This window comes from Streptosporangium sp. NPDC049644, from assembly GCF_040675205.1.
Taxonomy (GTDB): Bacteria; Actinomycetota; Actinomycetes; order Streptosporangiales; family Streptosporangiaceae; genus Streptosporangium; species Streptosporangium fukuiense.
In genome coordinates, this window is the sequence record NZ_JBFAOJ010000119.1 from 1 (window position 1) to 26,362 (window position 26,362).

27 protein-coding genes and 1 pseudogene are annotated in these 26,362 nt (G+C 69.2%); 19 read left to right on the forward strand and 9 right to left on the reverse strand.

Features of this window, described 5'->3' with window-relative positions:
- Positions 1–153 precede the first annotated feature (153 nt).
- From AB0J58_RS39025 to AB0J58_RS39040, 4 genes are all read left to right on the forward strand, one after another.
- Positions 154–333 carry a bacterioferritin-associated ferredoxin gene (locus AB0J58_RS39025; protein ID WP_084195179.1) on the forward strand — a complete coding sequence of 60 codons (180 nt, stop codon included), beginning with the start codon at positions 154–156 and terminating at the stop codon, positions 331–333.
- A gap of 15 nt (positions 334–348) precedes the next feature.
- Positions 349–831, forward strand: a complete 483-nt coding sequence (gene bfr, locus AB0J58_RS39030; protein ID WP_030907574.1) for a bacterioferritin — start codon at positions 349–351, stop codon at positions 829–831.
- Between the two features lie 251 nt (positions 832–1,082).
- Positions 1,083–1,751 (forward strand): response regulator transcription factor, encoded by a 669-nt coding sequence (locus AB0J58_RS39035; RefSeq protein WP_012888073.1) that lies wholly within the window; start codon positions 1,083–1,085, stop codon positions 1,749–1,751.
- 3 nt (positions 1,752–1,754) lie between these two features.
- A complete protein-coding gene (locus AB0J58_RS39040) occupies positions 1,755–3,032 on the forward strand; it encodes an ATP-binding protein (protein WP_364225422.1) in 1,278 nt (425 codons plus the stop codon).
- 7 nt (positions 3,033–3,039) lie between these two features.
- Here AB0J58_RS39040 and AB0J58_RS39045 read toward each other — a convergent pair whose 3' ends face one another.
- Positions 3,040–3,573 carry a GtrA family protein gene (locus tag AB0J58_RS39045; protein WP_364225425.1) on the reverse strand — a complete coding sequence of 178 codons (534 nt, stop codon included), beginning with the start codon at positions 3,571–3,573 and terminating at the stop codon, positions 3,040–3,042.
- A 286-nt stretch (positions 3,574–3,859) separates the two neighbouring features.
- On the opposite strand from AB0J58_RS39045, the gene AB0J58_RS39050 reads away from it, so the two are divergent.
- The 4 genes from AB0J58_RS39050 (at position 3,860) to AB0J58_RS39065 (ending at position 7,489) form a co-directional block, all read left to right on the forward strand.
- Positions 3,860–4,804 carry a hypothetical protein gene (locus AB0J58_RS39050; protein ID WP_364225428.1) on the forward strand — a complete coding sequence of 315 codons (945 nt, stop codon included), beginning with the start codon at positions 3,860–3,862 and terminating at the stop codon, positions 4,802–4,804.
- Positions 4,805–4,968: 164 nt separating this feature from the next.
- Entirely contained in the window at positions 4,969–6,126 is a 1,158-nt protein-coding gene (locus AB0J58_RS39055; protein WP_364225431.1) for a 5-(carboxyamino)imidazole ribonucleotide synthase, read from the forward strand.
- Positions 6,127–6,353: 227 nt separating this feature from the next.
- A complete protein-coding gene (gene purE, locus AB0J58_RS39060) occupies positions 6,354–6,857 on the forward strand; it encodes a 5-(carboxyamino)imidazole ribonucleotide mutase (RefSeq protein WP_364225435.1) in 504 nt (167 codons plus the stop codon).
- Positions 6,858–7,252: 395 nt separating this feature from the next.
- Positions 7,253–7,489: a DUF397 domain-containing protein gene (locus AB0J58_RS39065; RefSeq protein ID WP_343981253.1), complete on the forward strand. Its 237-nt coding sequence runs from the start codon at positions 7,253–7,255 to the stop codon at positions 7,487–7,489.
- Between the two features lie 784 nt (positions 7,490–8,273).
- On the opposite strand, the gene AB0J58_RS39070 is transcribed toward AB0J58_RS39065, so the two are convergent.
- A complete protein-coding gene (locus AB0J58_RS39070) occupies positions 8,274–9,575 on the reverse strand; it encodes a UDP-glucose/GDP-mannose dehydrogenase family protein (protein ID WP_343981327.1) in 1,302 nt (433 codons plus the stop codon).
- A gap of 163 nt (positions 9,576–9,738) precedes the next feature.
- Between AB0J58_RS39070 and AB0J58_RS39075 the strand changes: the two genes are divergently transcribed.
- The 4 genes from AB0J58_RS39075 to AB0J58_RS39090 all read left to right on the forward strand — a co-directional run bounded on the left by AB0J58_RS39075 (position 9,739) and on the right by AB0J58_RS39090 (position 13,008).
- On the forward strand, positions 9,739–10,902 hold the full coding sequence (locus AB0J58_RS39075) for an acyl-CoA dehydrogenase family protein (RefSeq protein ID WP_364225438.1): 1,164 nt from the start codon (positions 9,739–9,741) through the stop codon (positions 10,900–10,902).
- A gap of 256 nt (positions 10,903–11,158) precedes the next feature.
- Positions 11,159–12,088 (forward strand): type II CAAX endopeptidase family protein, encoded by a 930-nt coding sequence (locus AB0J58_RS39080; RefSeq protein WP_364225440.1) that lies wholly within the window; start codon positions 11,159–11,161, stop codon positions 12,086–12,088.
- Between the two features lie 93 nt (positions 12,089–12,181).
- Positions 12,182–12,841, forward strand: a complete 660-nt coding sequence (locus AB0J58_RS39085; RefSeq protein WP_364225443.1) for an HNH endonuclease family protein — start codon at positions 12,182–12,184, stop codon at positions 12,839–12,841.
- A gap of 44 nt (positions 12,842–12,885) precedes the next feature.
- On the forward strand, positions 12,886–13,008 hold the full coding sequence (locus AB0J58_RS39090; protein WP_364225446.1) for a hypothetical protein: 123 nt from the start codon (positions 12,886–12,888) through the stop codon (positions 13,006–13,008).
- Between the two features lie 143 nt (positions 13,009–13,151).
- On the opposite strand, the gene AB0J58_RS39095 is transcribed toward AB0J58_RS39090, so the two are convergent.
- Positions 13,152–13,631, reverse strand: coding sequence for a DUF2231 domain-containing protein (locus AB0J58_RS39095; protein ID WP_364225448.1), 480 nt, complete (start codon positions 13,629–13,631; stop codon positions 13,152–13,154).
- Positions 13,632–13,778: 147 nt separating this feature from the next.
- A complete protein-coding gene (locus AB0J58_RS39100; protein ID WP_364225451.1) occupies positions 13,779–14,732 on the reverse strand; it encodes a rubrerythrin family protein in 954 nt (317 codons plus the stop codon).
- Positions 14,733–15,053: 321 nt separating this feature from the next.
- On the opposite strand from AB0J58_RS39100, the gene AB0J58_RS39105 reads away from it, so the two are divergent.
- The gene (locus tag AB0J58_RS39105) at positions 15,054–15,383 is read left to right on the forward strand and encodes a hypothetical protein (RefSeq protein ID WP_343981231.1); all 330 of its coding nucleotides are present in this window, start codon (positions 15,054–15,056) and stop codon (positions 15,381–15,383) included.
- Positions 15,384–15,490: 107 nt separating this feature from the next.
- Here the strand turns inward: AB0J58_RS39105 and AB0J58_RS39110 are convergent, their stop codons facing one another.
- From AB0J58_RS39110 to AB0J58_RS39125, 4 genes are all read right to left on the reverse strand, one after another.
- Entirely contained in the window at positions 15,491–15,835 is a 345-nt protein-coding gene (locus tag AB0J58_RS39110) for a hypothetical protein (RefSeq protein WP_364225454.1), read from the reverse strand.
- Between the two features lie 264 nt (positions 15,836–16,099).
- Positions 16,100–16,495: an STAS domain-containing protein gene (locus AB0J58_RS39115; RefSeq protein WP_364225456.1), complete on the reverse strand. Its 396-nt coding sequence runs from the start codon at positions 16,493–16,495 to the stop codon at positions 16,100–16,102.
- A gap of 353 nt (positions 16,496–16,848) precedes the next feature.
- Positions 16,849–17,217 (reverse strand): STAS domain-containing protein, encoded by a 369-nt coding sequence (locus AB0J58_RS39120; RefSeq protein ID WP_364225459.1) that lies wholly within the window; start codon positions 17,215–17,217, stop codon positions 16,849–16,851.
- 57 nt (positions 17,218–17,274) lie between these two features.
- Positions 17,275–18,777: an LCP family protein gene (locus AB0J58_RS39125; RefSeq protein WP_364225462.1), complete on the reverse strand. Its 1,503-nt coding sequence runs from the start codon at positions 18,775–18,777 to the stop codon at positions 17,275–17,277.
- Between the two features lie 66 nt (positions 18,778–18,843).
- On the opposite strand from AB0J58_RS39125, the gene AB0J58_RS39130 reads away from it, so the two are divergent.
- Positions 18,844–19,863, forward strand: coding sequence for a glycosyltransferase family 2 protein (locus AB0J58_RS39130; protein ID WP_364225474.1), 1,020 nt, complete (start codon positions 18,844–18,846; stop codon positions 19,861–19,863).
- Positions 19,864–19,888: 25 nt separating this feature from the next.
- Here the strand turns inward: AB0J58_RS39130 and AB0J58_RS39135 are convergent, their stop codons facing one another.
- The gene (locus tag AB0J58_RS39135; RefSeq protein ID WP_364225465.1) at positions 19,889–21,241 is read right to left on the reverse strand and encodes a bifunctional cytidylyltransferase/SDR family oxidoreductase; all 1,353 of its coding nucleotides are present in this window, start codon (positions 21,239–21,241) and stop codon (positions 19,889–19,891) included.
- 155 nt (positions 21,242–21,396) lie between these two features.
- On the opposite strand from AB0J58_RS39135, the gene AB0J58_RS39140 reads away from it, so the two are divergent.
- The 5 genes and pseudogenes from AB0J58_RS39140 to AB0J58_RS39160 form a co-directional block, all read left to right on the forward strand.
- Complete coding sequence (locus AB0J58_RS39140) at positions 21,397–23,025, forward strand: CDP-alcohol phosphatidyltransferase family protein (RefSeq protein WP_364225468.1); 1,629 nt, start codon at positions 21,397–21,399, stop codon at positions 23,023–23,025.
- A gap of 151 nt (positions 23,026–23,176) precedes the next feature.
- The gene (locus AB0J58_RS39145) at positions 23,177–23,800 is read left to right on the forward strand and encodes a DUF5941 domain-containing protein (RefSeq protein ID WP_364225471.1); all 624 of its coding nucleotides are present in this window, start codon (positions 23,177–23,179) and stop codon (positions 23,798–23,800) included.
- A gap of 164 nt (positions 23,801–23,964) precedes the next feature.
- Positions 23,965–24,360 (forward strand): annotated as a pseudogene (gene tnpA, locus AB0J58_RS39150) (IS200/IS605 family transposase).
- A 337-nt stretch (positions 24,361–24,697) separates the two neighbouring features.
- Positions 24,698–25,432: a phosphocholine cytidylyltransferase family protein gene (locus AB0J58_RS39155; RefSeq protein WP_030907488.1), complete on the forward strand. Its 735-nt coding sequence runs from the start codon at positions 24,698–24,700 to the stop codon at positions 25,430–25,432.
- 5 nt (positions 25,433–25,437) lie between these two features.
- Positions 25,438–26,362, forward strand: a 925-nt coding sequence (locus AB0J58_RS39160; RefSeq protein ID WP_364225477.1) for an iron-containing alcohol dehydrogenase family protein, incomplete at its 3' end; no start/stop codon positions are given.

Consider the following 26,362-nt stretch of genomic DNA (forward strand, 5'->3'; position numbering starts at 1 on the left):
CCCGGCCCGCGCCGGGGCGCGTTCGCGTGTCCGGTGTCGTGCGTGATGGGGGAGATCATGGCTGTGTGTCGTAGCTCACGTAGGCAAGCCTAACCAAATGAGTTACTTTAGGTGTGCCTAACCTATGGTACGCTCCTGAGAGGTCGCACCCCCGTGTATGTATGCGTCTGCCGCGCGGTCACCGAGAATGAGGTGCACGACTGCATCTCGGCAGGGGCGAAGAGTGCTCGCCAGATTCGCGACGCTACGGGTGCCGGTGGCGACTGCGCTTCTTGCGTGCGCAAGATCTGTGCGATCCTGAAGCGGTCTGAGGATCTGATTCCGACCGCATAGCACGAGGAGCCCGCCATGCAGGGCGACAAGAAAATCATCGAGCTGCTCAACGAGCAGTTGACCGCGGAGCTGACCGCGATCAACCAGTACTTCCTGCACGCCAAGATGCAGGAGAACTGGGGATACACCAAGCTTGCGAAATACACTCGCGAAGAGTCCATGGACGAGATGCGGCATGCGGAGAAGCTCACCGACCGCATCCTCTTCCTTGAAGGACTGCCCAACTACCAGAAGCTGGGCATCCTGCATATCGGCCAGACCGTCGCGGAGCAGCTCCGCGCCGACCTGGACGTCGAGCTTGAGGTGGTCGGCCGCCTGAGGCCCGCCATCGCCCTGATGCGTGAGAAGGGCGACATCACCTCGGCCCGCATCTTCGAGGAGATCCTTGAGGACGAGGAGCACCACATCGACTATCTGGAGACCGAACTGGGGCTGATGGACAGTCTCGGGGAGCAGCTCTACCTCGCCCGCTACGCCGAGCCGCCGTCGCCCTCTTGAGGTGAATTGAGTAGAACACGCCCGCCGGATCCCCTCTGGTAGGGCGTGTTCTGCTTTGCCGGTCAATCCTTTGGTACGCCTGTGCTTTCGAGGGACTTCCAAGGTGGGAGACCTACTCCGAAAGCCTCGGCCGTTGCGGGATGACTATCCGGGATTTATCAGTGTTTGCCCAGGTCAATGGATAGGTCAACGACGAGTCAAACCGCGCGCTGTACCCGGGAAACGATCCTCTAAGGTCCTACGATCGCAACATGACCTGTGTACTACTCGCCGAGGATGACACCTCGATTTCCGAGCCACTGGCGCGAGCTCTGCGCCGCGAGGGTTATCAAGTAGAGGTGAGCCCTGACGGCCCGCAGGCTCTGGAGCGGGCTCTGTCGGGTGGCATCGACCTGATCGTTCTCGACCTCGGGCTGCCCGAGATGGACGGCCTGGAGGTGGCCAGGCGCATCCGCGCCGAAGGCCATGGAACTCCGGTGTTGATCCTCACCGCCCGCGTCGACGAGGTCGACACCGTGGTGGGCCTCGACGCCGGGGCCGACGACTACGTCACCAAACCGTTCCGCCTCGCCGAGCTGCTGGCGCGCGTCCGCGCCCTGCTGCGGCGCGGTACGTCCGAGACGCCCGTGGTCCAGGGCGTGCGCATCGACGCCGACTCCCGTCGGGCGTGGATGGGCGACAAGGAGCTGCATCTGACCACCAAGGAGTTCGACCTGCTGAGGGTCCTGGTCCGCGACGCCGGAAAGGTGGTCACCCGCGAGCAGATCATGCGCGAGGTGTGGGACACCAACTGGTGGGGCTCGACCAAGACCCTGGACATGCACATCTCGTGGCTACGCCGGAAACTCGGTGACGACGCCGCCAAGCCCCGGTACATCACAACCGTTCGAGGGGTCGGCTTCAGGTTCGAGCGCGAGTAGGAAATGCGCCGACGCCTGCTCTCCTCAACCCTCCTCGTTGCGGTCATCGGGGTGTTGCTGCTTGGCATACCCCTCGCCGTGGCGGTCAACAGGCTCATCGAGGAGGAGGCGACCCAGCAGCTCGCCTCCCATGCCAAGAGCCTGCTGGGGGAGGTCGAGTACGCCCGGATCCAGGATCAGCCCATCGACGAGCAGCAGCTGGAGCGTAAGTATTCCCAGCTTTACATTCAGATCTATGCAAAAGGCACGCCTCCCCAGGTGATAACGGTGGGCACAGAGCCTCCCGAGAGTCAGAAGATGACCGCGGACGCACAGTCGGAGAACGGCGTGTACGTCGCGGTCAGCCGGGACAAGACGGAGGTGGAGCGTGAGGTCCGCGCATGGCTCTTCCTCATCCTGGGGCTCGCCGCGGCTGCCCTCGCGGTCGCGGTCGGGCTTGCCATCGTGCAGTCGCGCCGCCTGACGTTACCGCTCAGCGACCTTGCGATGATCGCTGAGCGGCTCGGCTCCGGTGACGCGAGGCCGAGCAAGCACCGCTACGGCATCCAGGAACTCGATCGGGTGGCCGAGGTGCTCGACCGTAGCGCGACCCGCATCTCCGATCTCCTGGCCAGGGAGCGGGAGTTCGCGACCGACGCCTCCCACCAGCTCCGCACCCCGCTCACCGGCCTGACCATGAGACTTGAGGAGATCGTCGCCGCCGCGGACGAGCCGGGAATCGTCAAGGAGGAGGGCGAGGCCGCCATCGTGCAGGCCGAACGGCTCACCGCGGTTATCGACGAGTTGCTGGCCACCGCCAGACGACAGCGTCAGGCGCAGGCCGAGAGCGTCAAACTCGATGCGCTGCTCGACCAGCAGTTCATCGAGTGGGGCCCGGCGTTCCGCAGGGCCGGGCGGCAGCTGAGGCTGACGGGCACGCGTGGGCTCCAGGCGCTGGGCACCGGCGGCGGCATCAGTCAGGTGATCTCCACCCTGCTGGAGAACTCGCTGGAGCACGGCGGTGGCACGGTGACCGTGACCACCAGCGCCAAGGACAGATCCATCGTGATCGAGGTGGCGGACCAGGGCAGGGGCATACCCGAAGACCTCGCCCCGAGGATCTTCGAGCGGAACGTGAGCGGGGCCGGCGGTACGGGTCTCGGCCTGCCCCTGGCGAGGGCGCTGGCCGCCGCCGACGGGGGGCGCCTGGAGTTGGTGCGGCCGCGTCCCGCGGCGTTCGCCTTCTTCCTGCGCGAGGTGGGCGACACGGGCAGGAACCGGGTCGTCCGGGGACCCGCCTGAGCGGGCCCTAGCGGGGCAGGGTCGGCGGCGAGTTCTCCTCCGAACTCTTGTTCAGCAGGTACACGTGGCCGTTGACCTGGCTCTTCGACGCCGCCGGCGGACTCACGTCGGCACCGGGCAGGAAGACCCACTTCTTGTACGACCAGAACCTGAAGAGGGTCCCGAGGGCGGTGCCGGTGAGCATGGCGATGTTGTAGCTCAGCGGATCCTGCAGGCCCAGGGTGTAGGTCACGAAGCCGATCACCAGCAGCGAGATCAGCAGGCCGATGGCGTTGAGTATGAAGAACAGGGTGTACTCGCGGGCCAGGCCACTCTGCTCCCGGTGCCTGAAGGTCCAGTAGCGGTTGCCGAGATAGGCGAAGGTGGCCGCGACGATCGTGGCGATGACCTTGGAGGTGAGCGGCCCCCAGCCGATGCCGAACCGGAGCAGGTTGGTGCCGCCCGTGTCGATCACGAAGGCGACCGCACCGATCGTGCCGAACTTGGCCAGTTCTCGCGCCAGTTCGGCGAGCCGCCGGTAGGCCTGTCGGAGAAACTCCACGTTTCCTGCACGGTCCTTTCGGGGGTCGGCCACTGATCCGCCACGTTGGAGGACCTCGAACACTGTCGAGCCAGGTTACCGGTGCTCGGCCACGCTCCGCGCGGCATCGCTCCACCGGAGCACATAGTCGTCATCAAGCGCTATTTCAATAAATATCGCATAACGCCGGTTAAATCGGCTCGTCCGACGTTACGCTAATCCGGTAGATCACGGAATGCCGCTGGAGAACCGTGATCGGTCCTGACGGACTGCCGTACGCGACGGCCACTACCCCGGGGATCAACCCTTGCGCCGCCGACTCCTCGCTCTGATTCTCGGTCTGTCGATGATGACCGGCTGCGGCGCGAAGAGAGACGAGCAAGGCGCCGCCCCCGAGGCCGGACCGTCGCGCGAGACGTCCGCCGGGGTGGAGCTCGCGGAGGCGATCCAGGCCTTCACGCTGCTGAGAAGGCTTGACGATGCCTGGCGTGACCGGGACTGCGCGGCCGTCGGCAGGCTCACCACCTGGGCGGAGCATGCGCTGGGCGGTCGTGCCTGTGAGGCGACCCGGAACGGCCGCCCAGCCCCCGCCAGGAAGTCCTACACCGAGGCGGAGTTCTACCTGCCCGGCGCCGCCGGCACCGACCGCTGGTTCGTCGCCCTGGCCCGCGAGCCCGACCCGGCCTACTTCCTGTTCGTCCATGAGGGGGACGAGTGGCGGCTCGGCGCGGGCCCCATCCCGATACGGGGCGAGGTCCGCGAGCCGACCGAGGGGGCGGTGCCCACCGACGACCCCGCCATGGGGGTCAGGGCCCGTCTCGTCCCGCAGCGCTACCTGACCTACCTGACCGACCCCGCGGGGGTGAGCGGGGTGACCTTCCCCAAGGACGACCCGGTACGCGGCCTCTTCGACGAGTTGGTCAGGCGCCCGCAGAAGGTACGGCCCGACCGGCTCACCGCGGACGTCCGCCTGCTCGTCGGCCCGCAGCGCGCACTGCGGCTGCCCGACGGCGGCGCGCTGGTCATCCACGCCCTGGAGATCGAATACCGGCAGCGGACCCGTTCCGGCCGATCCTCCCTGGCCCACCCGATCTACGGCAAGGCCGACCTGCGCGGCTTCACCGGCCGTGCCAGGGCGGCCGAGCTGACCGGGACCGAGATCGCGCTCGTCGCCACCGAGATCGCCGGCACGGGTGCCAGGCTCACCACGGCCGGTCTCCGCCGCGGCCTCGCCACCCTCACGGCGAGCTGAGAGCCCCGGCAGGGCGGTTCCCCTACGAGGGCCTCCTGGCGGGCGAGCCGCCTTCACGGCGGCCTGTCGCCGCACCGGGAGCGGTTGCCGGGATCGGCCGAGCGCCTCCCACCGGCCGCTCCCGGTCCCTGCCCCCGTGCCGCGTGCCGGTAAACTTAACCCCCGTGAGCAGCCCTTCCTTGGCCAGTCCCATCGGACCCGTCGTCGGCGTGATCGGAGCGGGCCAGCTGGCCCGGATGACCCAGCAGGCGGCCATCGCCCTGGGCGTCGAGCTTCGGGTCCTGGCCAACTCGTCAGACGAGAGCGCCGCCCGCGTGATCGCAGACGTACGCCTGGGCGACTACCGGTCCCTGGCGGACCTGCGCGACTTCGTCAAGGGGTGCGACGCGGTCACCTTCGACCACGAGCACGTGCCCACCGAGCACATCCGTGCCCTGGTCGAGGACGGCTTCGTCGTGCATCCCGGCGCCGACGCGCTCGTACACGCCCAGGACAAGGCGGTGATGCGCGAGCGGCTGACCGGGATCGGCGCCCCGTGCCCGCCGTGGCGGCGGATCGAGACGGCCGCCGACATCGAGGAGTTCGCCGCGGAGAACGGCTGGCCGGTCGTGCTCAAGGCGATCAGGGGCGGTTACGACGGGCGTGGCGTCTGGATCTGCCGCTCCGCGGATGACGCGGCCGAGCCCCTGGCCTCCGGGGTGCCGCTGATGGCCGAGGGGTTCGTGCCGTTCGAGCGGGAGCTCGCCGTGCTGGTCGCCCGGTCGCCGCACGGCCAGGGCGTCAGCTACCCGGTGGTGGAGACCGTCCAGCGTGACGGCATCTGCGTCGAGGTCCTGGCCCCCGCACCCGGCCTCGATCCCGAGCAGGCCGCGGTGGCCCAGCGGATCGCCCTGAACATCGCCAAGGAACTGGGCGTGACCGGGCTGCTGGCCGTGGAGATGTTCGCCACCTCCTCTGGCCTGGTGGTCAACGAGCTGGCCATGCGCCCGCACAACAGCGGCCACTGGACGATCGAGGGGGCCCGCACCTCCCAGTACGAGCAGCACCTGCGCGCGGTCCTCGACCTCCCGCTCGGCTCACCCGCGCCGGCCGCCCCCGTCGTGGTGATGGCCAACCTCCTGGGCGGTGACGACTCCGACATCTTCTCCCGGTACGAGCACGTGATGGCCCACGACCCGGGGATCAAGATTCACTTCTACGGCAAGGAGGTGCGGCCGGGGCGCAAGATCGGCCATGTCACCGCGCTCGGCACCGACCTGGAAGAGGTCCGCGCGCGCGCCCGGCACGCCGCCGTCTACCTCACCGAGGGAAGATACACCTGAGCCGGCAGGCCGGGCTGTCCCTCAAGGACACCTGGTCGTCGGCCGCCGCACCGGTCAGAGGTCCCGAGGTCGTCGAAGACCCTGGGATCATCGCCGGAAGGCCCCGGGCCCGCGAGGGCTTCGAGGCCGCCCAAGGCTCTGGCAGCACAGAAAGCCGCCGCCCCGGGGCGGAGCACGGCACCATCGCGAACGCGCGGCCGGTCGGCCGCGAGGCATAGGGAGAGAACATGACCACCGTCGGCATCGTCATGGGCAGCGACTCCGACTGGCCGGTGATGAGGCTCGCCGCCGAGGCGCTGGCCGAGTTCGGGGTGGAGTTCGAGGCCGACGTGGTCTCCGCGCACCGGATGCCCGAGGAGATGATCGCCTACGGCGCACAGGCGGCCGGGCGCGGGCTGAAGGTGATCATCGCGGGTGCCGGGGGAGCCGCGCACCTGCCGGGCATGCTCGCCTCGGTGACCCCGCTGCCGGTGATCGGTGTGCCGGTCCCGCTGAAATACCTCGACGGCATGGACTCCCTGCTCTCGATAGTCCAGATGCCCGCCGGTGTCCCGGTCGCGACGGTCGCCGTCGGCGGCGCCCGCAACGCCGGCCTGCTGGCCGTCCGGATCCTCGCTGCCGCCGACGAGGAACTGCGGGCGAAGATGGAGGCGTTCCAGCTCGCTCTCAAGGAACAGGCTCACGCCAAGGGTGCCAGGCTCCGCGCCGAGGCCGCCCAGCTCGGTGCCTGATATCGCCATCTTTGCCCGATGGCTTGGTGACATCACGGATATACGAGGACTCATCGGGAAGGGGGGAATCGACAGAGACTTTGGAGGTTGAGAATCATGAGGAACGCGATCCGCGCCCTCCTCGGGATCACGACGGCCATACTGGCGGTGTTCGGAAGCCTGGGCGCAGGCGAGAGTCACCGGCCCGCCGACTCTGACGTAAGCTCTGTATCCGCGCATTAGCCATGAGTCCGTTCGACGCTTCTGTCATTGCGGGCGTCAAAGGCGGCCCGGGTACTGTATTTCTGGAGGGCACGTCACAGACCATCCCCAGGACATGACGGAGACGTGCGAGCCTTACGGAGCGATCCGCCCGTGCGGGCGATCGGCGGCCTCAGAGCGAAGGGGATGACGACATGGAAGCGGACCTGAGCAACGCCGTCTGGCGCAGGGCGGCTCCGGGCGACGACGTCGGCGGGGACTGCGTCGAGGTGGCCGTGGTGGACGGTCTCGACGAGGGGCACAAGGCCGGTGCCGGTCCCCTGTACGTGTTGCGCGACTCCAAGAACCCCGACGGGCCGAAGTTGTTCTTCACCCAGTCGGAGTGGGACGCCTTCGTCGGCGGCGTGAAGCTCGGCGAGTTCGACAACTGACGGAGCCAGGCTCGAAGACCCCCGTCCGAGACGGGGGTCTTTCCGTTCGGTGGTCCATGCCCTTTCCTCCCCGAGTCGGCCGTGCCCGTATGGAGGCCCGTCCGGCCTTCCGGGTCTGTGCGGCCTGGCCCTGCCCGGCTCCTTTCCCCGGCCTTGAAGGAGGAGTCCTCCGAGCTGTCCCTCCCGGAACCCGGACTCCCCGCCCTGACCTGGGTGAACATCCGGCCGGCCGGGAAAGCCGCGCCGGTGGGATCGGCCACGCGCGTGAGATCGGCCGGGCGTTGTTGAAAATACAATATTCCCCAAAAGCATTCTTATACTAAATTAGGGGTGCTTTTGTGGGTTTATGTGGATATAGCGCATATGGTGATTGTTGGGAGATTAGCAGGATTGGCATGAGGAGGGGTTATGAACTTCAACATGATCTTTCCTGGAGGGGATCGGCCCGAATGCTGCGGCTGGAGGCGCCGCCGCTGGCACCGCCGCCGCTGGCGCAGGCGTTACTGGGACTGGTGGTGGTGAGGCTCCCGAGCGGTCAACGCGCGCTCGAACGGGTTCCCGGCACATGCCGGGAACCCGTTGTCGTGTTCGGAGGCGGTTCACGTCGTCCGCCCATCCTGAAGATCCTCCGCCGTTCCGGCTTCACGCTCGTCCACCTGCGGCATCGGATGCCGGGATGTGGGGAGCGCGTCCCGTATGGTGCTCCGGCCGGCCGTCGGATGTCGCCACGGCCCGCTCCGCGTATCGCGGAGCGGGGGCCGTGACGGGAGAGGCGACGGGTACGTCAGGGGCGGCCGAGGGCGCGGTAGTGCCAGCCTGCGGCTCGCCAGGTTTCGGCGTCGAGGGCGTTGCGGCCGTCGACGATCTTGCGGGAGGCCACCACGGAGCCCAGCTCCTCGGGATCCATGGTGATGAACTCCTGCCACTCGGTCAGCAGCAGCACCACATGGGCGTCCCTGGCCGCCTCCAGGGCGGAGGTGCCGTAGGAGAGCCGGGGATGGGCCCGGCGGGCGTTCTCCTGGGCGACGGGGTCGTAGACGGTGACCTGGCCACCCTGCTCGCTGATCTTGACGGCGACGTCCAGGGCCGGGGAGTCCCGGATGTCGTCGGAGTTGGGTTTGAACGCGGCGCCGAGCACGGCGACGGTGCAGTTGCGGAAGGAGCCTCCGGCCAGCTCTCGGGCCAGGTCGACCATGCGGGCCCGGCGGCGCATGTTGATCGCGTCCACCTCGCGCAGGAAGGTCAGCGCCTGGTCGGCGCCGAGCTCCCCGGCGCGGGCCATGAAGGCGCGGATGTCCTTGGGCAGGCAGCCACCGCCGAAGCCCAGCCCGGGGTTGAGGAACTTGCCGCCGATGCGGTCGTCGAAGGAGAGTGCCAGGGAGAGTTGCTTGACGTCGGCGTGCGCGGCCTCGCAGACCTCGGCCATCGCGTTGATGAAGGAGATCTTCGTGGCGAGGAAGGCGTTGGCGGCCACCTTGACCAGCTCGGCCGTGGGGTAGTCGGTGATCACCATCGGGGTGCCCATCTCCAGCATGGAGGCGTACACCTCCCGCATGACCTTCTCCGCCCGGTCGGAGGCGACGCCGAGCACGATCCGGTCGGGGTGCAGGGTGTCCTTCACCGCGAAGCCCTCGCGGAGGAACTCGGGGTTCCACGCCAGCTCGGCGCCCGCGCCGATGGGGGCCAGCCGCGCCAGCTTGTCGGCCAGACGCTGGGCGGTGCCGACCGGGACCGTGGACTTGCCGACGACCAGGCACTCGCGCGTCAGGTGGGGGGCCAGCGACTCGATCGCGGCGTCCAGGTAGGACACGTCCGCCGCGTACTCTCCCGGCTTCTGGGGGGTGCCCAGGCACAGGAAGTGCACGTCTCCGAAGGCCGCGGCCTCCTCGTACGAGGTGGTGAAGCGCAGTCGCCCGTTGGCCAGGTTGCGCCGCAGCACCTCTTGCAGGCCTGGTTCGTAGATGGGCAGGTCACCGGCCTGTAGGCGGCCGATCTTCTCCGCGTCCACGTCGAGGCTGAGGACTTCGAAGCCCAGCTCGGCCATGCAGGCGGACGTCGTCGCACCGAGGTATCCGGTTCCCACCATGGTCAGGCGGTAGGCCACTGGTGCTCCTTTCGGTTCTGCCCGATTATTTGCCGCCAGAGTATCGGCATCTGGCACTTCCACTTTGCCACCTGCATAAACGCGGGAGGGCATACCACATGAGGTGGAGCGCTCCAGTGTTTGTTGGACGTCCTACTATTTCCCTATGAGCTACCCTCTCTACGCACTGCCCGAGGAGCACCAGATGCTCCGCGAGACGGTCCGCGCCCTCGCCGACGAGAAGATCGCCCCTCGTGCCGCGGAGGTCGACGAGACCGCGGAGTTCCCCTCGGACGCCTACAAGGCTCTCGTCGCGGCGGACCTGCACGCCGTGCACGTTCCCGAGGAGTACGGCGGCGCCGGTGCCGACGCGCTCGCGACGGTCATCGTCATCGAGGAGGTGGCACGGGCCTGCGCCTCGTCCTCGCTGATCCCCGCCGTCAACAAGCTCGGGACCGTCCCGTTGCTGCTGTCGGCCTCCGAGGAGCTCAAGCAGCGGTATCTTCCGCCGGTCGCGCGGGGTGACGGGATGTTCTCGTACGCCCTGTCGGAGGCGGAGGCGGGCAGCGACGCCGCCGCCATGAAGACCCGCGCGGTCGCGGACGGCGACCACTACGTGCTCAACGGCGCCAAGATGTGGATCACCAACGCCGGTGTGTCGGAGTACTACACGGTGATGGCCGTCACCGAGCCGGGCGTCGGCGCCAGGGGCATCTCCGCGTTCGTCGTGGAGAAGGCCGACGAGGGCGTCAGTTTCGGGGCCAAGGAGCGCAAGCTCGGCATCAAGGGCTCTCCGACCCGCCAGGTCATCCTGGAGAACGTGCGGATTCCCGCCTGGAGGATGATCGGCGCCCCCGGCACCGGTTTCAAGACCGCCCTGGCCACCCTGGACCACACCCGCATCACCATCGCCGCCCAGGCGCTCGGCATCGCCCAGGGCGCGCTGGACTACGCGATCGGCTACATCAAGGAGCGCAAGCAGTTCGGCAAGGCCGTCGCCGACTTCCAGGGCGTCCAGTTCATGGTCGCCGACATGGCCATGAAGCTGGAGGCCGCCCGCCAGCTCACCTACGTCGCCGCCGCCAAGTCCGAGCGTGCCATGCACGGTGAGCCGCAGGCCGACCTCACCTTCATCTCCAGCGCGGCCAAGTGCGCCGCCTCCGACGCCGCCATGGAGATCACCACCGACGCCGTCCAGCTCCTCGGCGGGTACGGCTACACCAGCGACTACCCGGTCGAGCGCATGATGCGCGACGCCAAGATCACCCAGATCTACGAGGGCACCAACCAGATCCAGCGTATGGTGATGGCCCGGCAGCTGCTCAAGTAACCCCTGAAGTGCACGAACCCCGCCTCCGTCTCCTCAGGGGCGGGGTTCGCCGTCTCCTGGTTCCGACGCCGAACGATCACTGTTCCGGCCTGCTCGGCAGCCTTCCCGCCCTCTCCTGGTCAACGCTCTGAGCTGCGCGTTCTCCCCTCGGTACCCCTGGCTGTACCCCCGTTGGGGTGTACGCGGGAACGACCGGGAGGGCCCGCTCCTGGTGTGCTGATCACTGTCAGTCAAGCTCCGCCAAGGGGAAGATGAAATGGCAGTCAACAGCCGGCCGAGTGTCGAGCGATATCCGAGCCAGACCGGGCTCCGGGGTTTCATCCGTAGCCGTCCACTGATCAGTTTCTTCGTCCTGGCCAACCTGATGAGCTGGGCCGCCTGGGTTCCCTACATTCTCTCGGCGACCGGCCTGGGGGTGTGGGACTTCACGTTCCCCTCGCTGCTCGGCACCACGCAGTTCGCCGGCGTTCTCCCCGGCGCCTATCTCGGACCCATCCTCGCCGCGTTCATCGTGACCGCGGTCGCGGACGGCAGGGAAGGCGTCCGTCGCTGGGGCGGGCGGATGACGAAGTGGCGGGTCAGCTGGGTCTGGTACCTGGTGACCCTCGTCGGCGTTCCCGCCGTCATCATCGCCACCGGTCTCGCGGTGTCCGACGGCGACATCCACCTGCCGCCTGTCGCCGTGCTGGCGGCCTACCTGCCGAGCCTGCTGATCCAGATGGTCACCACCGGTCTGGCGGAGGAGCCCGGCTGGCGTGACTTCGCGCTGCCCCGCATGCAGCGCAGGTTCGGCCCGCTGGGCGGCACCCTCGTCCTCGGCCCGCTGTGGGGCCTCTGGCACATGCCGCTGTTCCTGAGCGAGTGGGGCGGGTGGCCGGACGTCACCTGGATGAGGGTCGGTGAGTTCGTCGCCTTCTGCTGCGTCTTCAGCGTGATCGTCACTTGGGTCTTCAACCGGACCGGCCAGAGCCTGCCGCTGATCATGCTGCTGCACGTCGGCGTCAACAACTTCATGTCGATCGCCTACGCGGACATGTTCCCGTCGATCGCCACCGCCGAGCAGGCGTCCCAGGTCACCCTGCTCGCGGGCACCACGGCGGCGATCGTGGTGCTCGCCGCGACCCGTGGCCGCCTCGGCTACCGTCCGGCCGAGGAACCCGTACCGGAGGTCGCCCGTCAGAGCTGAACGACATGTCGCAGTGCGTCAGCGCCCCGGCCGGGTCCGGCCGCTTCCGTCGGCCGCCGGGGGTCGGGGCCGTCGTCGGGTATAGGTAAAGCCATGATCTTCCTGAGGCGGACAGCCCACGTCGCCGTACTCACCCTCGTACTCACCCCGATCACCTCCGCCCTCGCCACCCCGCAGGCGGCGGCCGAACCGCGCGAGCGATCCTCGGCAGAGGCCACGGCCCTCGCCCGGCGCATGCTGGCTCAGCTCAAGGTCGCCAGGCCCCTGTCCATCCGGGGCTACAGCCGCGAGCGGTTCCAGCCCCGATCGGCGCACCGCAAGGGCAGGTGCAGCACGCGGGAGATGGTCCTGGCCCGCGACGGGCGGAACGTACGCCGCGACGCGGCCTGCCACCCGGTCAAGGGGCTCTGGTACAGCCCGTACGACGGCAAGTGGCTGAAGAGCGAGAAGTACGTGGACGTCGACCACGTGGTGCCGCTCGCCTATGCCTGGCGCTCGGGCGCCAAACGATGGAGCCAGGCCAAGCGGCGCGCGTTCGCCAACGATCTGATCCGCCCCGAACTGCTCACCGTCAGCCACTCCGCCAACATCGCCAAAGGCGGCAAAGGCCCGCAGGGCTGGCGCCCGCAACGCCGCGCCCACTGGTGCCGGTACGCGACCTCATGGATCACCGTGAAGCGCCACTACCGGCTCTTCGTGACCCGCAAGGAGAAGGTGGCCCTGCTCAACATGCTCCGCACCTGCCGAAGCTAGCGTTTGCCGGTGATCCTTGGGCGGAACTCCGCCTGGAGCACGTCGTGAAGATGCCAGGGGAGTTCTGCCGGGAGTACATCCCGCACTCGACCGTGAACCTGCTCCCCGAGGCCGGTCACGCCATCTTCGGCCAGGCCGAGCCGATCGCCGAGTTCCTCCGGGCCTGAGGTGAAAGTCGCCCGACATCGAAGGCACGGAGCAGAAAGCCCTCGGCGCAGGACACGCGGCAGGTCCTCGTACGCTCTGAGGCGACCGGTGAGCGTGGCCGGCGGTCGGGCGTTCGCGCCGGGGATTTCGGCGAGTCCGGCCACTACTTGGTCCAGACGGCCTGGGCGCCACTGTGGCCGGCACGCACCACCTCGATGGTGCCTACGACGCCGCCGATCAGGGCGAGGGCCGCCAGGGCGACCACCGTTACGGCACGCCACCGCGATCGGGGGCCGGTGCGCTCCGTACGCGACCGCGCGCCGTGTCCCATGAGACGGGCCCTCAGGGAGATACCCAGGGCCGCGAGCCAGAGCACGATGACGAACGGCAGCACCTGCTCGCCCTGCTCCGCGTGGGCTTCGACGAGCGCGCTCTCTCCGACCTTCTCCTCAAGCGTCTCGCCGCTGCTGGTCGACAGCGGCACGGCGGCCAGTGCGATGGTGGCGACGAACAGCACCGCCGGCCACAACCGGCGTGCCGCGGCCGGCCAGAACGCCATCAGGATCGTGCCGAGCGCCGCGAGCGGCACGCACACCACGACGGCGTGGACGACCAGTGGATGCAGAGGTAGACCGAAGAACATGTTCGCTCCCTGTCTTGCCCGGCCCGAAGCGCGGGTGATCGCGGCTGGGGAGAAAGCGGCGAGGCCGGGAGCGGTGACGGCGTGTACGCGTACGGCGTCGCCCGGACAGTCCTGTGCCCCCTCTCGGGCAAGCCGGTCACGGCCCGCTCAGGGCAGTCGGTCCAGCGCCTGCTGGAAGGCGCGGGCGTGCCCGGCCTCGTCTTCGGCGTTGTTCGAGAAGAGCGCGGCCGCCTGGTTGTCGCCCGCCGTCTTGGCGCGTTTGGCGAAGGCCGGATACATGCTCTGGGACTCGTACCGCTCGCCGGCGATGGCCTTGGTCAGGTTGGTGCGGGTCGTCCCGACAAGCCCGGCCATATCTGCCGTGTCGGCGAAGTGCTCGTGCAGTTCCACATCGGCGCTGCCCCGGAACAGCTTCGCCACGGCCGGGTTCTTGGAGTGCTCGGCGTACTGCCGGTACTTGGCGTACGCGAGTGCCTCACCGTGCATGGCCGTGTCCAGGTTGGTCTTGGTCTGCTGCGCGTGGACTTTCGGCGGACCCTGCGGGACCTGCACCGGATTGGCCTTCGGCGGTGCGGGGACGTTTCCCTGGCCGGATTCGACGGCGCGCAGCGCGGTGCCGAACGCCCGCGCGTGCCCCCCTTCGTCACGGGAGATCTCGGAGAAGAGGGTGGCCGCCGTGCTTTCACCGTCGGCCCTGGCCTGCCGCGCGAAACCGGGATACGACTTCTGGGACTCGTACGTCTCACCGGCCGTCGCGGCACGCAGGTTCGCGGCGTCGTCGCCCACCAGGCCGCTCAACGCGGCCCCCTCCTTGAAATGCTCGCCCAACTCCACATCGGCCGTGCGCTCGAACAGACGGGCCACCGACGGCAGCCCCTCCCGCTGGGCCTGCGCCGTGTAGAGCCGGTAGGAGGCGTTGGCGAACGCCTCACCCCGCATCGACTGCGCCAGGTCCGCGCGGGTTTGCGGGCTCGGTGCGTCCACCGTGCCGGCGGATGTGTCCGCTGGTACGGCCGAGGCGGCGAGCGTGCCGCTTACGGGAGTGCTCAGTGCGATCGTGAACGCGCCGGTCATGAGCGCGCGTACCGGGAAGGGAACCATGCCTCGACCTCCGCCATCGGAGTGTGCGTGGACACCTGCTGGCCTTCATCGGGTATCTGACCTGGTGAAGTGATCGATAACGAACCATCGCGGCATAACTGCGTGATGCTTATGCGGTCAACGTAAAAGCATGTCCTGTGCCCCCGTATGTTCCCGGATGGCCCCGGATACGGAGGTCGGCCGCGATCCCGTACCGATTCAGGGCCCACGGTTTCAGGGCCCACGGTCCGGCCCAGGGCGGCTTCCAGACAGCGGGAGGAGCCGGCCGCCCGCTGTTCCGCCGAAGATCGAATGATGCCCGTTATCCGGCATCATTACGGTGTGATCGAGATGCCTGACACCGGCTGGTACGCGGTTCGATGTGTTTTCCGCTGGGGGGCGCCACACGACACCTACGAGGAACGGGTCACCCTGTGGAGGGCCGGTTCGTTCGACGAGGCCATTGTCATGGCGGAGCGCGAGGCCGCGAGGTACGCCACCGGTACCGCGTTCGAGTATCTGGGACTGGCGCAGGCGTACCGGCTGTCAGACGACGTGATCGAGCCGGGCACGGAGGTCTTCTCCCTCCTCCGGGACAGCGATCTCGAACCGGAGGAGTATCTCAGCACCTACTTCGACACAGGTGACGAGCGGCAGGAGCAGACCTCGTAGGACCGCCGGCACTCTCACGAATGTGTTCCCTCACCGAGAGTGGGGGGCCCGGCGAGCGTGCCCGTCAGGACCGGTCGGCGGGTCCGAGCCGCGTGACGGATCCCGGGTCAGCCCGGGGAGGAACTCGGCTTGGGGGACGGAGGGGTTTTCGAGTGCTCGGCGCACTTGGCGTCCCACTCGGGGATGCGGAGCAGTGCCGGGTTGGCGACGCCACTCTCGCCGCGTGTCCCGCTCGACGTGCTGGCGAAGGCCAGGCCCTCGACACAGATCCGGGCGACGTTGGGGAAGTTGTCGGCGTTGCGGAAGACCTCGATGTAGTCGACGTCGCCGACCCTGTCAGGCGCCGCGTTCTCCTTCCCGCCGCGATCGCCCAGCTGGTCCGAGGAGCAACCGGTCAGCAGGAGGGCGGCGACAACCGCTCCTGTCCAGGCGACAGCCACCGAGCGTGCCATTGGTCACTCCCTGTAACCGACAAGGTCATCTCAAATATCGGGCGCCGATCTTCCCGACACGGCCAGCATATCCACCGCCGGTCGGCGATGATCGGCCGACGAATCCCCCATTGAGCCGTCCGCCGAACCCGTCGTGCCGCCCCTCGCCTTCGCAGGTGGGCAGGAGGCCGACCCTGGTGGTCAGGGAGTCGGCCTGACCTTGGAGGCCGGCCGGGGGCGTGAGGCGGCCGTGGTGGCCGCCTCCGCCGGTGTGGCGGGGCCGCTCTACCGGTCGGCGAGGGGGGTGATCGCCTGGGCGGACGGTGCGTGCTGGGGGCGGCCCGGCGGGGGGCCCATCGTCTCCGAGCGGGAGATCACCGTGAAGGAGGCATCGAGATGGGTGAGCTTCAGCAGCTTGAGGACCACGGGTGGCGCTCCGGCCAGGAGCAGCGGGGTGTCGTGCTCGCGCGCGTACCGCTTGATGCCGATCAGCGAGCTCAGGCCGCAGGCGTCGATGAAGGTGACCCCGGAGAGGTCGATGATGACCGTGCCGTGGCAGGCGTCGATGGCTTCCTGTGCACGGTCGGACAGTTCCGGCCTGGTGGCCAGGTCGAGCTCGCCGGCCACCGTGATGACCACGAAGCCGCTCGCGTGTTCGCTCGTGAGTTGAAGTGCGTTCATCGCCCACTTCCCTGCAGGCTCACGTGAATGTACGTATCCGGCCGGGGAGTGTCACTCTGACGTCCGGCCTCAGCTCGTCCTCCAGGTCGCGTCTTGCCCGGCGCGAAGAAGGATGGACGATCTGAAGCCACGATACTCCCTAACGGTGCGAACCATCGCTTTCCGTGATCGTGTAGCTTCGAAGCGAAGTGTAGATGCCTACCCGTATATGTGCCAGCTATTCGAGGAAACAGTTTGCGGGTGGCGCGTGCCGGCCCTCGGCCGGAGGGCTCGAAAAGGGTTGAGGCGGTGGTGCGAGAGTTGGCGAAGAGGGCGGTGATTCGGCTGGGAAAGGTGCTCTGAGCTGGGGTGATTCAGTTCGGCGAATGGCTCGGGGCCAGCGCGTCCAGCGCCTCGCGCAGGCTGCCGCGTACCTCGAAGTGCCGGTCGAGGTTGGTGATCGTCAGTAGGTGGGTGATCATGCCGGGGCCCACCACCAGGATGAGGCGGCAGTGGGCCTCCCTGAGCCGGGTGAGGGTGCCCACCAGGACGCCCAGCCCCACCGAGTCGCAGAACGGCACCTTGGTCAGGTCGACCACCAGGCCCGGGACGCCGGCGCTGTCCAGGACGCGGTCGATCTCCGCGCGCAGCCGGGGAGCGACGGCCAGGTCAAGCTCGCCTGTCGCCCGCACGACCGCGCAGGGGCCGCTGCGCCATGTCTGAACGTCGAATGTTGAGATCACGGTCATCACCTCCGTGCCTCGCTGACTGCCCTGGCCGAAGATTGTTATGCGTATAAGTCACTTTTTGCAGATGTTCTCCGTGGCCGTCCTCGCCGCCGGGGTCGCCGAAGGGGAGGCGGTCGGAGTCGCCGGTGCGGCCGTCTCCTTCACGGTGACCTTCTTCGGCGGCTCGTGTTTCAGGCCGACGACCACCTCGATCGCGTCACCGAGGCTCTCCACCTGGCGCGACTCCGCGCCGGGCAGCGCGGCGGCGACGGTGCGCGCCGAGTCCTCGCGGCCCGGACCGTACCGGACGACCGTCCTCTCGAAGCCCTTCTGCGGGGTGTTGCCGGCCGTCTCCGGCACCAGGAACCCGACCTTCTGCAGCTCGGCCCTGGTCTGCGCGCCCAGCCCCTTGATCGTGGTGCCGTTGAGAACCCGGAGGGAGATCCGCGCGGGCGGTACGGTCAGCGCGGGAGCCGAGGGGGAGGCCGAGGCGCTCGGGGTGGGCGTGGACTTGGCGGGTCTGGTCGGTTTGACGAGCGTCTCGTCGGCGGCGATCCGGCGGAACAGCTCCTTGGCCGCATCCTTGTCCCAGAGCACCGCGGACTCGCCGGTCGGTGTCCGGTAGTCGACGTCGGCGAGCGGGACCGTGGCGAAGGCCACGTCGTCCGTGGAGACGTCCTTGAGCTGGTCGGCCAGGCCGAGCAGGTCCTTGCGGAGCGCGTCGTCCACCCGGACCGTGTCGAGGGCGGTGTCGACGAACGAGGCCAGCCTGATCGGGTTGGTGAGCGTGTCGCCGCTCAGTGCCTGGTTCAGCAGCGCGGAGATCACCTGTTGCTGGCGGTCGATGCGGTCCAGGTCGGAGCGGGCGGTGGCGCGGGTGCGGGCGTAGGAGAGGGCCTTGACGCCGTCGAAGGAGTAGGTGCCCGGCTCCAGGTTGAGCGCGGTCTTCGGGTCGTTGATCGGGACCGGTGTGCAGACCGAGATGCCGCCGAGCGCGTCGACCACGTTGATGAAGCCGAGCACGTTGACCTCGACGTAGTGGTGGAGGGTCAGGCCGGTGGCCGCCTGCACCGTGCGTGTCGCGAGCTTCGGGCCGCCGAGCTGGTAGGCCGCGTTGATCTTGTGCTGGCCCTTGCCGGGGATCGTCGTCCAGGTGTCGCGGGGGAGGCTGACCACGGTGACCCTGCGGTGGTCCTCCGACAGGTGGATCACCATCATGGTGTCGGTGCGCTCGCCGCTCTCGCGGCCCAGCTTGAGCTGGTTCTGCTGCTTGCGGGTGAGATCGTCGCGCCTGTCGACGCCGACCACCAGGATGTTCATCGCGCCGGTGCTCGGCCGCGCCCCCTGCAGCCCCGCGTCGACCGACCTGATCTTTGTCGTCGCGTAGTTCGTCAGCGCCCAGGTCACTCCGGAGCTGCCCAGGACCAGGCACGAGAGCGTGCCCGCGATGACGAGACCGCGTCGCCTGGTGCGGGCACCCCTGGCTGACCTGCGGTCACGTCTCGGGTTCAATCGGACGCTGCCGTAGGCGTCGCCGCCCACGTGCACACCCGAATCCTCATGCGGGTCACGCATGCATGGCCCCCTAGGCTCCTGCTGGGTCGATGAGGTACCCGTTCGTACAGTAGCGTGAGCGACGCCATGAAGCAGTTCCCCGACTCGCCCGCGCCGGCGTCGTCTTCCGAGACACGTGTCTGGCCTCCGATCTCCATCGTCATCCCGGTGCTGAACGAGGAGCGCCATCTGCGGGAGGCGGTGCGCCAGGTGTTGTCGCAGCGGTACGAAGGACCGATCGAGGTCGTCCTCGCGATCGGCCCCTCCCGCGACCGCACCCAGGAAGTCGCCGACGAGATCGCCGCCGCCGACCCTCGTGTGATCGTGGTCCCCAACCCCACGGGCCGCACTCCCAACGCGCTCAACGCCGCCATCGCCGCGTCGAGCAACAAGATCATCGCCAGGGTGGACGGCCACGCGATGCTTCCCGACGACTACCTCCGGGTCGCGGTCGAGACCCTTGAGGAGACCGGCGCGGACAACGTGGGCGGCATCATGGCCGCCGAGGGCGTAACGCCGTTCGAGCAGGCCGTGGCCCGCGCGATGACCTCCAAGATCGGTGTCGGCGGCGCCAGGTTCCACACCGGCGGCACCGCGGGCCCGGCCGACACGGTCTACCTCGGCGTGTTCCGCCGGGAGGCCCTGGAACGGGTCGGCGGCTACGACGAGCACTTCCAGCGGGCCCAGGACTGGGAGATGAACCACCGCATCCGCGAGACGGGCGGCCTGGTCTGGTTCCAGCCCCGGATGCGCGTCTCCTACCGGCCGAGGCCCGACCTCAAGGCCCTCGCCAAGCAGTACTTCCACTACGGCCGCTGGCGCAGGGTGGTCGCCCGCACCCACGAGGGCACGATCAACCTGCGCTACCTGGCGCCGCCGCTGGCCGTGCTGGCCATCCTCGCCGGCCTGGTGGTCTCCCCCTTCCTCTGGCCGGGCCTGCTGATCCCCGGCGGCTACCTGGCGGCGATCCTGGCCGGCTCCGCGGTCACCGGCAGCGGTCTACCGGTTCAGGCGCTCATCCGGCTGCCGCTGGTCTACGTCACCATGCACATGTCGTGGGGCTGGGGTTTTCTGACCAGTCCGAGAAGGCTCGGCAAGCCGGGCTGACCCACTTCACCGAGGCGGGAACCGGTCAGGGACGGGCGTCGACCACCTGACCGGTGACACCGGAGGCGAGCACGTCCAGCGAGGTGCGGGCGACGGTGCGCGGGGCGTCGCTCCGCCCGGGGACGACGCAGTTGACCCGCACCCCGCAGCGGGCCCATTCCGCCGCCAGCGCCCGGGTCAGACCGGCCACCGCGGCACCCGCGGCGGAGCGCAGGCCGTCATCGGCGCCCTCGACCCGGACGGGGGCGTGGAACAGCAGATGGCCCCGGGTCTCGCGGAGATGGGGGAGGGCGGCCCTGGCGATGTTGACCGGGCCCAGGTGGTGCACGTTCACGCTCTCGGCGATCGCGGTGTCGTCCACCGCGTCGAGCCGGCCAGAGGGCGCGGCTCCGGGGGCGTTGACCACGTAGTCGATCCCGCCCGCCTCCTTGGCGGCGTGGGCGAGCGCGTCGGCCACGGCGCCGGGGTCCTCGACGCGCACCCCTTCGAGCGCCCCGGGGAGGCCGGACGGCCCGGGGAAGCGGAACACGCGGGCGCCGTACTCTCCGGCCAGCTCCGCCACCTCGGCGCCCGCGCCGAATACCACCACGGTCCTGCCCTCCATCGCCTCGCGCAGGGCGGGGGCCGAGGCGGCGGGAACGTCGCTCGCGGCGAGCCGCAGGAGCGTGTCGGCGATGAGCAGGTCCACCGGGTGGGTGACCTTCATGTTCCGCTCGCTGCCGGTCACCACGTGGATCGGCACCTCGGGCAGGTAGCGCAGCAGCACGCCGCAGTCGTCGGTGGGCGGCCGGTCGCCGAAGCCGGGGTCGGCGAAGGCCCGCTGGTACGCCTCGCGGATCACCGAGAGCCGGAAGCACTGCGGGGTCTGGACGCGGCGCAGGGTGGCACGGTCGGGAACGTCACGGACGATCTCCCCGTCCGGCCCCTGCGAGGTCACCACGATCGTGTCGGAGCTCGGGATCGCCACCTCGACGGCCGAGCAGGTCCTCAGCGCCTCGACGCAGTCGGCGATGATCCTCCTGTCCGCCAGCGGGCGCACGGCGTCGTGCAGCAGCACGTCGCACTCCCGCGGCCCCAGGGCCTGCAGCGCCCGCCAGGTGGTCTCCGGGCGGCTCTGGCCGCCCTCCAGGACCTGGGAGACCTTCGCGAAGCCGTTCCGCTCGACGATCCGCTCCACCTCCCCGGTGAAGCCGGGCGCCATCAGCACGACGACCTCGTCGATCTCCGGCGCCTCCTCGAACAGGGCGAGGGTGTGTTCCAGGATCGTCCGGCCCGCCACCTCCAGCAGCTGCTTGGGGGTGCCGAGGCCGACGCGCCGGCCGACGCCGCCTGCCAGGACCACTCCGACGGTTCGAAGTCGCGGTTCACGTTCGGCCAAGACCAGATTCCTTTGACAGTTCGGATATGGCGAGCGTAATGGGTGCGTACCTGATCGTCCGGCGCGCTCCCGTGCTATCCCGTCAAGATCTAGCTACCCTGAGTGCGCACTCCCCGATTCGTACGGTGATCCCGTCGGATACGAAGGAGCCCGGATTGCCTGACTCTCACGCCACCTCCCAGACGGCCGCGGTCGTGCTCGCCACCACCGAGGCGTCCGCGCTGCGCTGTCCCGCCGGAACGCTACTCGACAGGCTGACCGGACAGCTTGCCACACTCTCGGTGCGTGAGGTGCACGTGGTGGCCCGCTCCAGCGACATCATCCACGCGCCCGGCGGCACCCACATGATCGGGGCCGAGGGGTCGCGGGGGCTCGCCGACGACCTGCGCAGGGTGGCGAAGGTGGCCCGCTCGTCCCTCGGCCCCGTGCTGCTGGTCGCCGGTGACCTGGTGGCGCACACCGAGGCGCTGGCCATGCTCACCGAGCATCCGGCCCGTGACACCCGCGCGCTGGTGAGCGAGGCCGACGGGGCCGCGCCGGGGCCGTCACGCCCGCCGGTCAGGATCGACGGCGGGAACGTGGTGGCCGCGGGCACCTCCTTCCACGAGGTGGGCGAGGCGGGCGGCACCTTCAGGGGCGCGCTCCAGGTGGGCGTGTCCGACCTGACACGCCTCGCCGAGGCCGCCGAGGCGCTCGCCGAGCTCGCCGAGGCGGGCGGCTTCGGCCCGCTGGAGGGCGGCGAGGCCCCGCAGCTGCTCCTGGTCGGTCTGGTCCGCGCCGGTGTCCCGGTGCGCGCGGCCGGGCTCGGCCGGCTGCACGGCGACCGGATGGTCGAGCAGGCGGACGTGGACTCGGCGGTGCCGAGGCTGGCGGAGGTCGACGAGGCCGAGGCCCGGCTGGACGGCGCGGTCAAGACCAACGACGGCTTCTTCGCCACGTACGGGGTGAGCTCCTGGTCCAGGCACCTGGTGAAGCTCGCCGCCGGACTCGGCCTGACGCCGAACGCGATCACCGGCATGTCCGTCGGCCTGGCCGCGCTCGCCGCGATCTGGTTCTCCACGGGCACCCGGCAGGCTCTGATCGCCGGGGCGGTACTGCTCTACCTGTCGTTCGTGCTCGACTGCGTCGACGGCCAGCTCGCCCGCTACACCCGTGCCTTCTCACCGTTCGGGGCCTGGCTGGACGCCACCTTCGACCGGGTCAAGGAGTACGCCGTCTACGTGGGCCTCGCCTTCGGGTACGCGGCCGGGCTGGACGCCACCGGCGGCGGACCCGACGGCATCTGGGGGCTCGCGGTGGCCGCGATGATCCTGCAACTGCTCCGGCACATGATCGATTTCTCGTACGCGGGGGCGCGCGCCGACGCGGCCCGGGTGGGCGCGGCCTGGGCCAGGACGCCGGGCCCGCTGGGCGACCCGGCCGACGACGCCAGACGGCCGGTGCCGCTCCGCGAGCCGGAGCGGCGAGCCGCGCCGGCGGGTGCCGGTGCCGTGCGGGCCGTGGACGGCGGGGCCGGGCAGGACACCGGGAGGGCGGCCGGGGACGGCGGCGGGCCGGGCATGGGCAACGCGATCGTGCGGCTCTCGCGGACCATGGAGAAGGCGTCCCCCACCCGCTGGTTCAAGAAGATCATCGTGCTGCCCATCGGGGAGCGGATGGCCCTGATCGCGGTGACCGCCGCCCTCTTCAACGCCCGGGTGACCTTCGTCGCGCTGCTGGTCTGGGGCGGGATCGCCGCGACCTACACCCTCGCGGGCCGGATGGGCAGGTCGTTGAGCCGGTGACCGGAGACGACGGGCGGGCGGCAGGACGGGAGAGCCCGGGGTGGCGGCTCCCGCCGCCGAGTCGGCCTGCCACGGGGCAGGCGGTGTCCGTCGCGAGGCGGGCAGGAACGGTCGGGCTTTCCGCGGTGCGGCTGGAAGAACGGATGTGATCATGGTTTCTGTGCATATGGCGCCGGTGCCGCGTAGCGCCGTGGTCGCCTACCGGGACGACGGGGTGCCGTCGAGGGCCATGGGCGCGCTGGTCGCCGGGCAGCTACCGCCGCTGCCGCCCGCCATCGTCGGGATGTTCGTGACCGGGGTGCTGCTGCTGGTCGGCGTGGCCGGCACCGACGGGCCGGCGGTCTTCGCCCCCGCGGTGGCGCTGCTGCTCGCCGGTCCGGGCAGCTCCCACCCGCACGACGGCCGGCTCGACTGGCTGGTGCCGCCGATCCTGCGCCTCACCGAGTACGGCTTCGTGGCCTCGGTGGGCTTCGCGCACGACGTGCCGCCGTGGCTGATCCTCCTGCTGCTCGGCGCGATGGCCTTCCACCACTACGACGTCGTCTACCGCCTCCGGCAGCGGGTCTACCCGCCGGCCTGGCTGGCCACATCCGGCCTCGGCTGGGACGGCAGGATGCTGCTGGTCGCCCTCGGCGGCCTCGCCGGGCAGGTCACGCTGATGTTCGTGCTGCTCTCGCTGTACCTGTGGTGCCTTTTCTGCTGGGAGAGCATCACCTGCTGGCTGGCCGCCCCGAGGTTCGGGATGGACGCGGCCGACCTCGGCGCACACGATTGAGAACACCCGGCAAACCCTCGATCGGAGATGCTTGGCGCGGACCTCTGGCTTTGACTATGGGGTAGGCCCGGCGTGGGAGGGCCGCCAGGTCCGAGCGTGCTCCGACCTGATGAGTAGTCGAATCTTTGAACAGTGGATGGCTTCCCTCTGCATGGTGACTCAGGGTGACCGTGTCGCTCCGGGCGAACGGCGACATCGCCTTCCAGCGCGTTCCACGTGGTGTGGTGCTCCAACGTACCGGCGGCCGATTCTGGGTGGCCGGATCGAAGAACGGCTTGAACAGTCGATTCTGAGGTGATCGAGGAGAAAGGGGACGTGGCCGGTGGAACTCAACGTCATCCCGACCACGTTCACCTGCTGGTCGAGGTGGACCCCGATTCGGGATCCACAGGCTGGTCAAGGCCGTCAAAGGCCGTACCTCTCGCCTGCTCCGCGAGGAATTCCCGGCGCTGAGGTCGAAGCCGCCGACCTTGTGGACGAACTCCTGCTTCGTGGCGACCGCAGGTGGTGCGCCCCTGGATGCGGTCGAGTGCTATGTCGAGAACCAGAGGAACCGGTGATCGCCGATGCTCACCGGACGCAGGTACCGCCTGGACTTCACCCCCGAACAGGCGTGAACGCCGCCAGGAACGTACTCACCGCCGGGAGGGCGGAGTTCGCGCAGCCCAGACCGGGTGTGCGAGCTGGGGTGCGCAGACCACGCAACCGCGTGGGCCGGAAGGCCGACCGCCAGGCAACAGCAGCGCGGACCACCGCGACAGCGGCGTCCGGGCCGGCTGGAATCCCCCGGCTTTAGCCGTGGGAGCACTTCAATACACGATCAGGGCCCGAAGGCAACTAACCTTTGGGGCCTAGGAGTGCCCGCCGGGAGGCTCTCACCCGAATGAGGAGTGCGCGTTGCTGGGAATGGTGCTGGCCGCCGGGGCCGGACGGCGTCTGCGGCCGTACACGGACACGCTGCCCAAGGCGCTCGTGCCGGTCGACGGCGACACCACGATCATGGACATCTCGCTGCGCAACCTCGCGGCGGCCGATCTCCGCGATGTCGTGGTCATCGTCGGCTACCAGGCGCAGGCCGTACACGAACGCAAGGCCGAGCTGGAGCGGCGGCACGGCGTGAAGCTCACCCTCGTGCACAACGACAAGGCCGAGGAGTGGAACAACGCCTACTCCCTGTGGTGCGCGCGCGACTACTTCGACCAGGGTGTGCTCCTGGTCAACGGTGACACGGTGCACCCCGTCTCGGTGGAGGAGACGCTGCTCTCCGCGCCCGCGACCACCGACATCCTGCTCGCGGTCGACGACGTCAAGAAGCTCGCCGACGAGGAGATGAAGGTCACCCTCGACGGCGGCCGTCACCTGCGGCTGATCACCAAGCTGATGGACCCGGCCGAGGCCGCCGGTGAGTACATCGGCGCCACGCTCATCCGTCCCGGCATCGGCGAGCGCCTCGCCGATGCCCTCCAGGCCACCTTCGAGCGCGACCCGCAGCTCTACTACGAGGACGGCTACCAGGAGCTCGTCGCCCGAGGCGAGAAGATCGCGGTCGCCCCGATCGGCGACGTTCCGTGGGTCGAGGTAGACAACCACGACGACCTCGCCAAGGCGCGGGAGATCGCGTGCCGATACTAGCCAGGATGCTCCCGGCCCCCCTGTCCATGGAGGTGCGCCGGGGCGCGATCGCCCAGCTCGGATCGTTGCTGGCGGACAGCCGGGTGGCGACCTCCGGGCGGGTGGCGGTGGCGGTGGGGCCGGGCCAGGGAGACCGGATCACCTCGGTGATCGCTCCCTCGCTCGACGAGGCCAGGTTCTTCCGGGTCCCCGACGGCTCGGTGGACGAGGCGGTCTCGCTCGGCGCCGAGCTGCGCAAGGGCGCGTACGAGGCGGTCGTGGGCATCGGCGGCGGCAAGACCATCGACGTGACCAAGTACGCCGCGTCGCTGGCCGGGATCCCGATGGTGGCGGTGGCCACCAACCTGTCGCACGACGGGATCTGCTCGCCGGTGGCCTCGCTGACGCACGACGGCGGCAAGGGCTCCTTCGGTGTGCCCATGCCGCTGGCCATCATGGTGGATCTCGATTTCGTCCACGACGCGCCCGCCTCGCTGGTCCGTTCCGGGGTCGGCGACGTGGTCAGCAACCTCTCGGCGATCGAGGACTGGCAGCTCGGCGCGAGCGAGCGCGGCGAGCCGATCGACGGCCTGGCCTGCGCGATGGCCCGCACCGCGGCGGAGGCGGTGATCGGCAGGGCCGACTCGATCGAGGCCGACGCGTTCCTGACCGTGCTGGCCGAGGCGCTCATCCTGTCGGGCATGTCGATGGTGGTCGCCGGATCTTCCCGTCCTTCGAGTGGCGGAGACCATGAGATCCTGCATGCCGTGGATCAGCTTTTTCCCGGCACCTCCAACCACGGCGAGCTCGCCGGGATAGGTGCCGCGTTCTGCTTCTTCCTCCGCGAGGACTCACGGAGGCTCAACCAGGTCGTCGACTGCCTGCGCGGGAGACTCTTCGCCCACCGATTCCAGAACCACCAGCCAGCGCATGGACGACGCCATCCGCGCC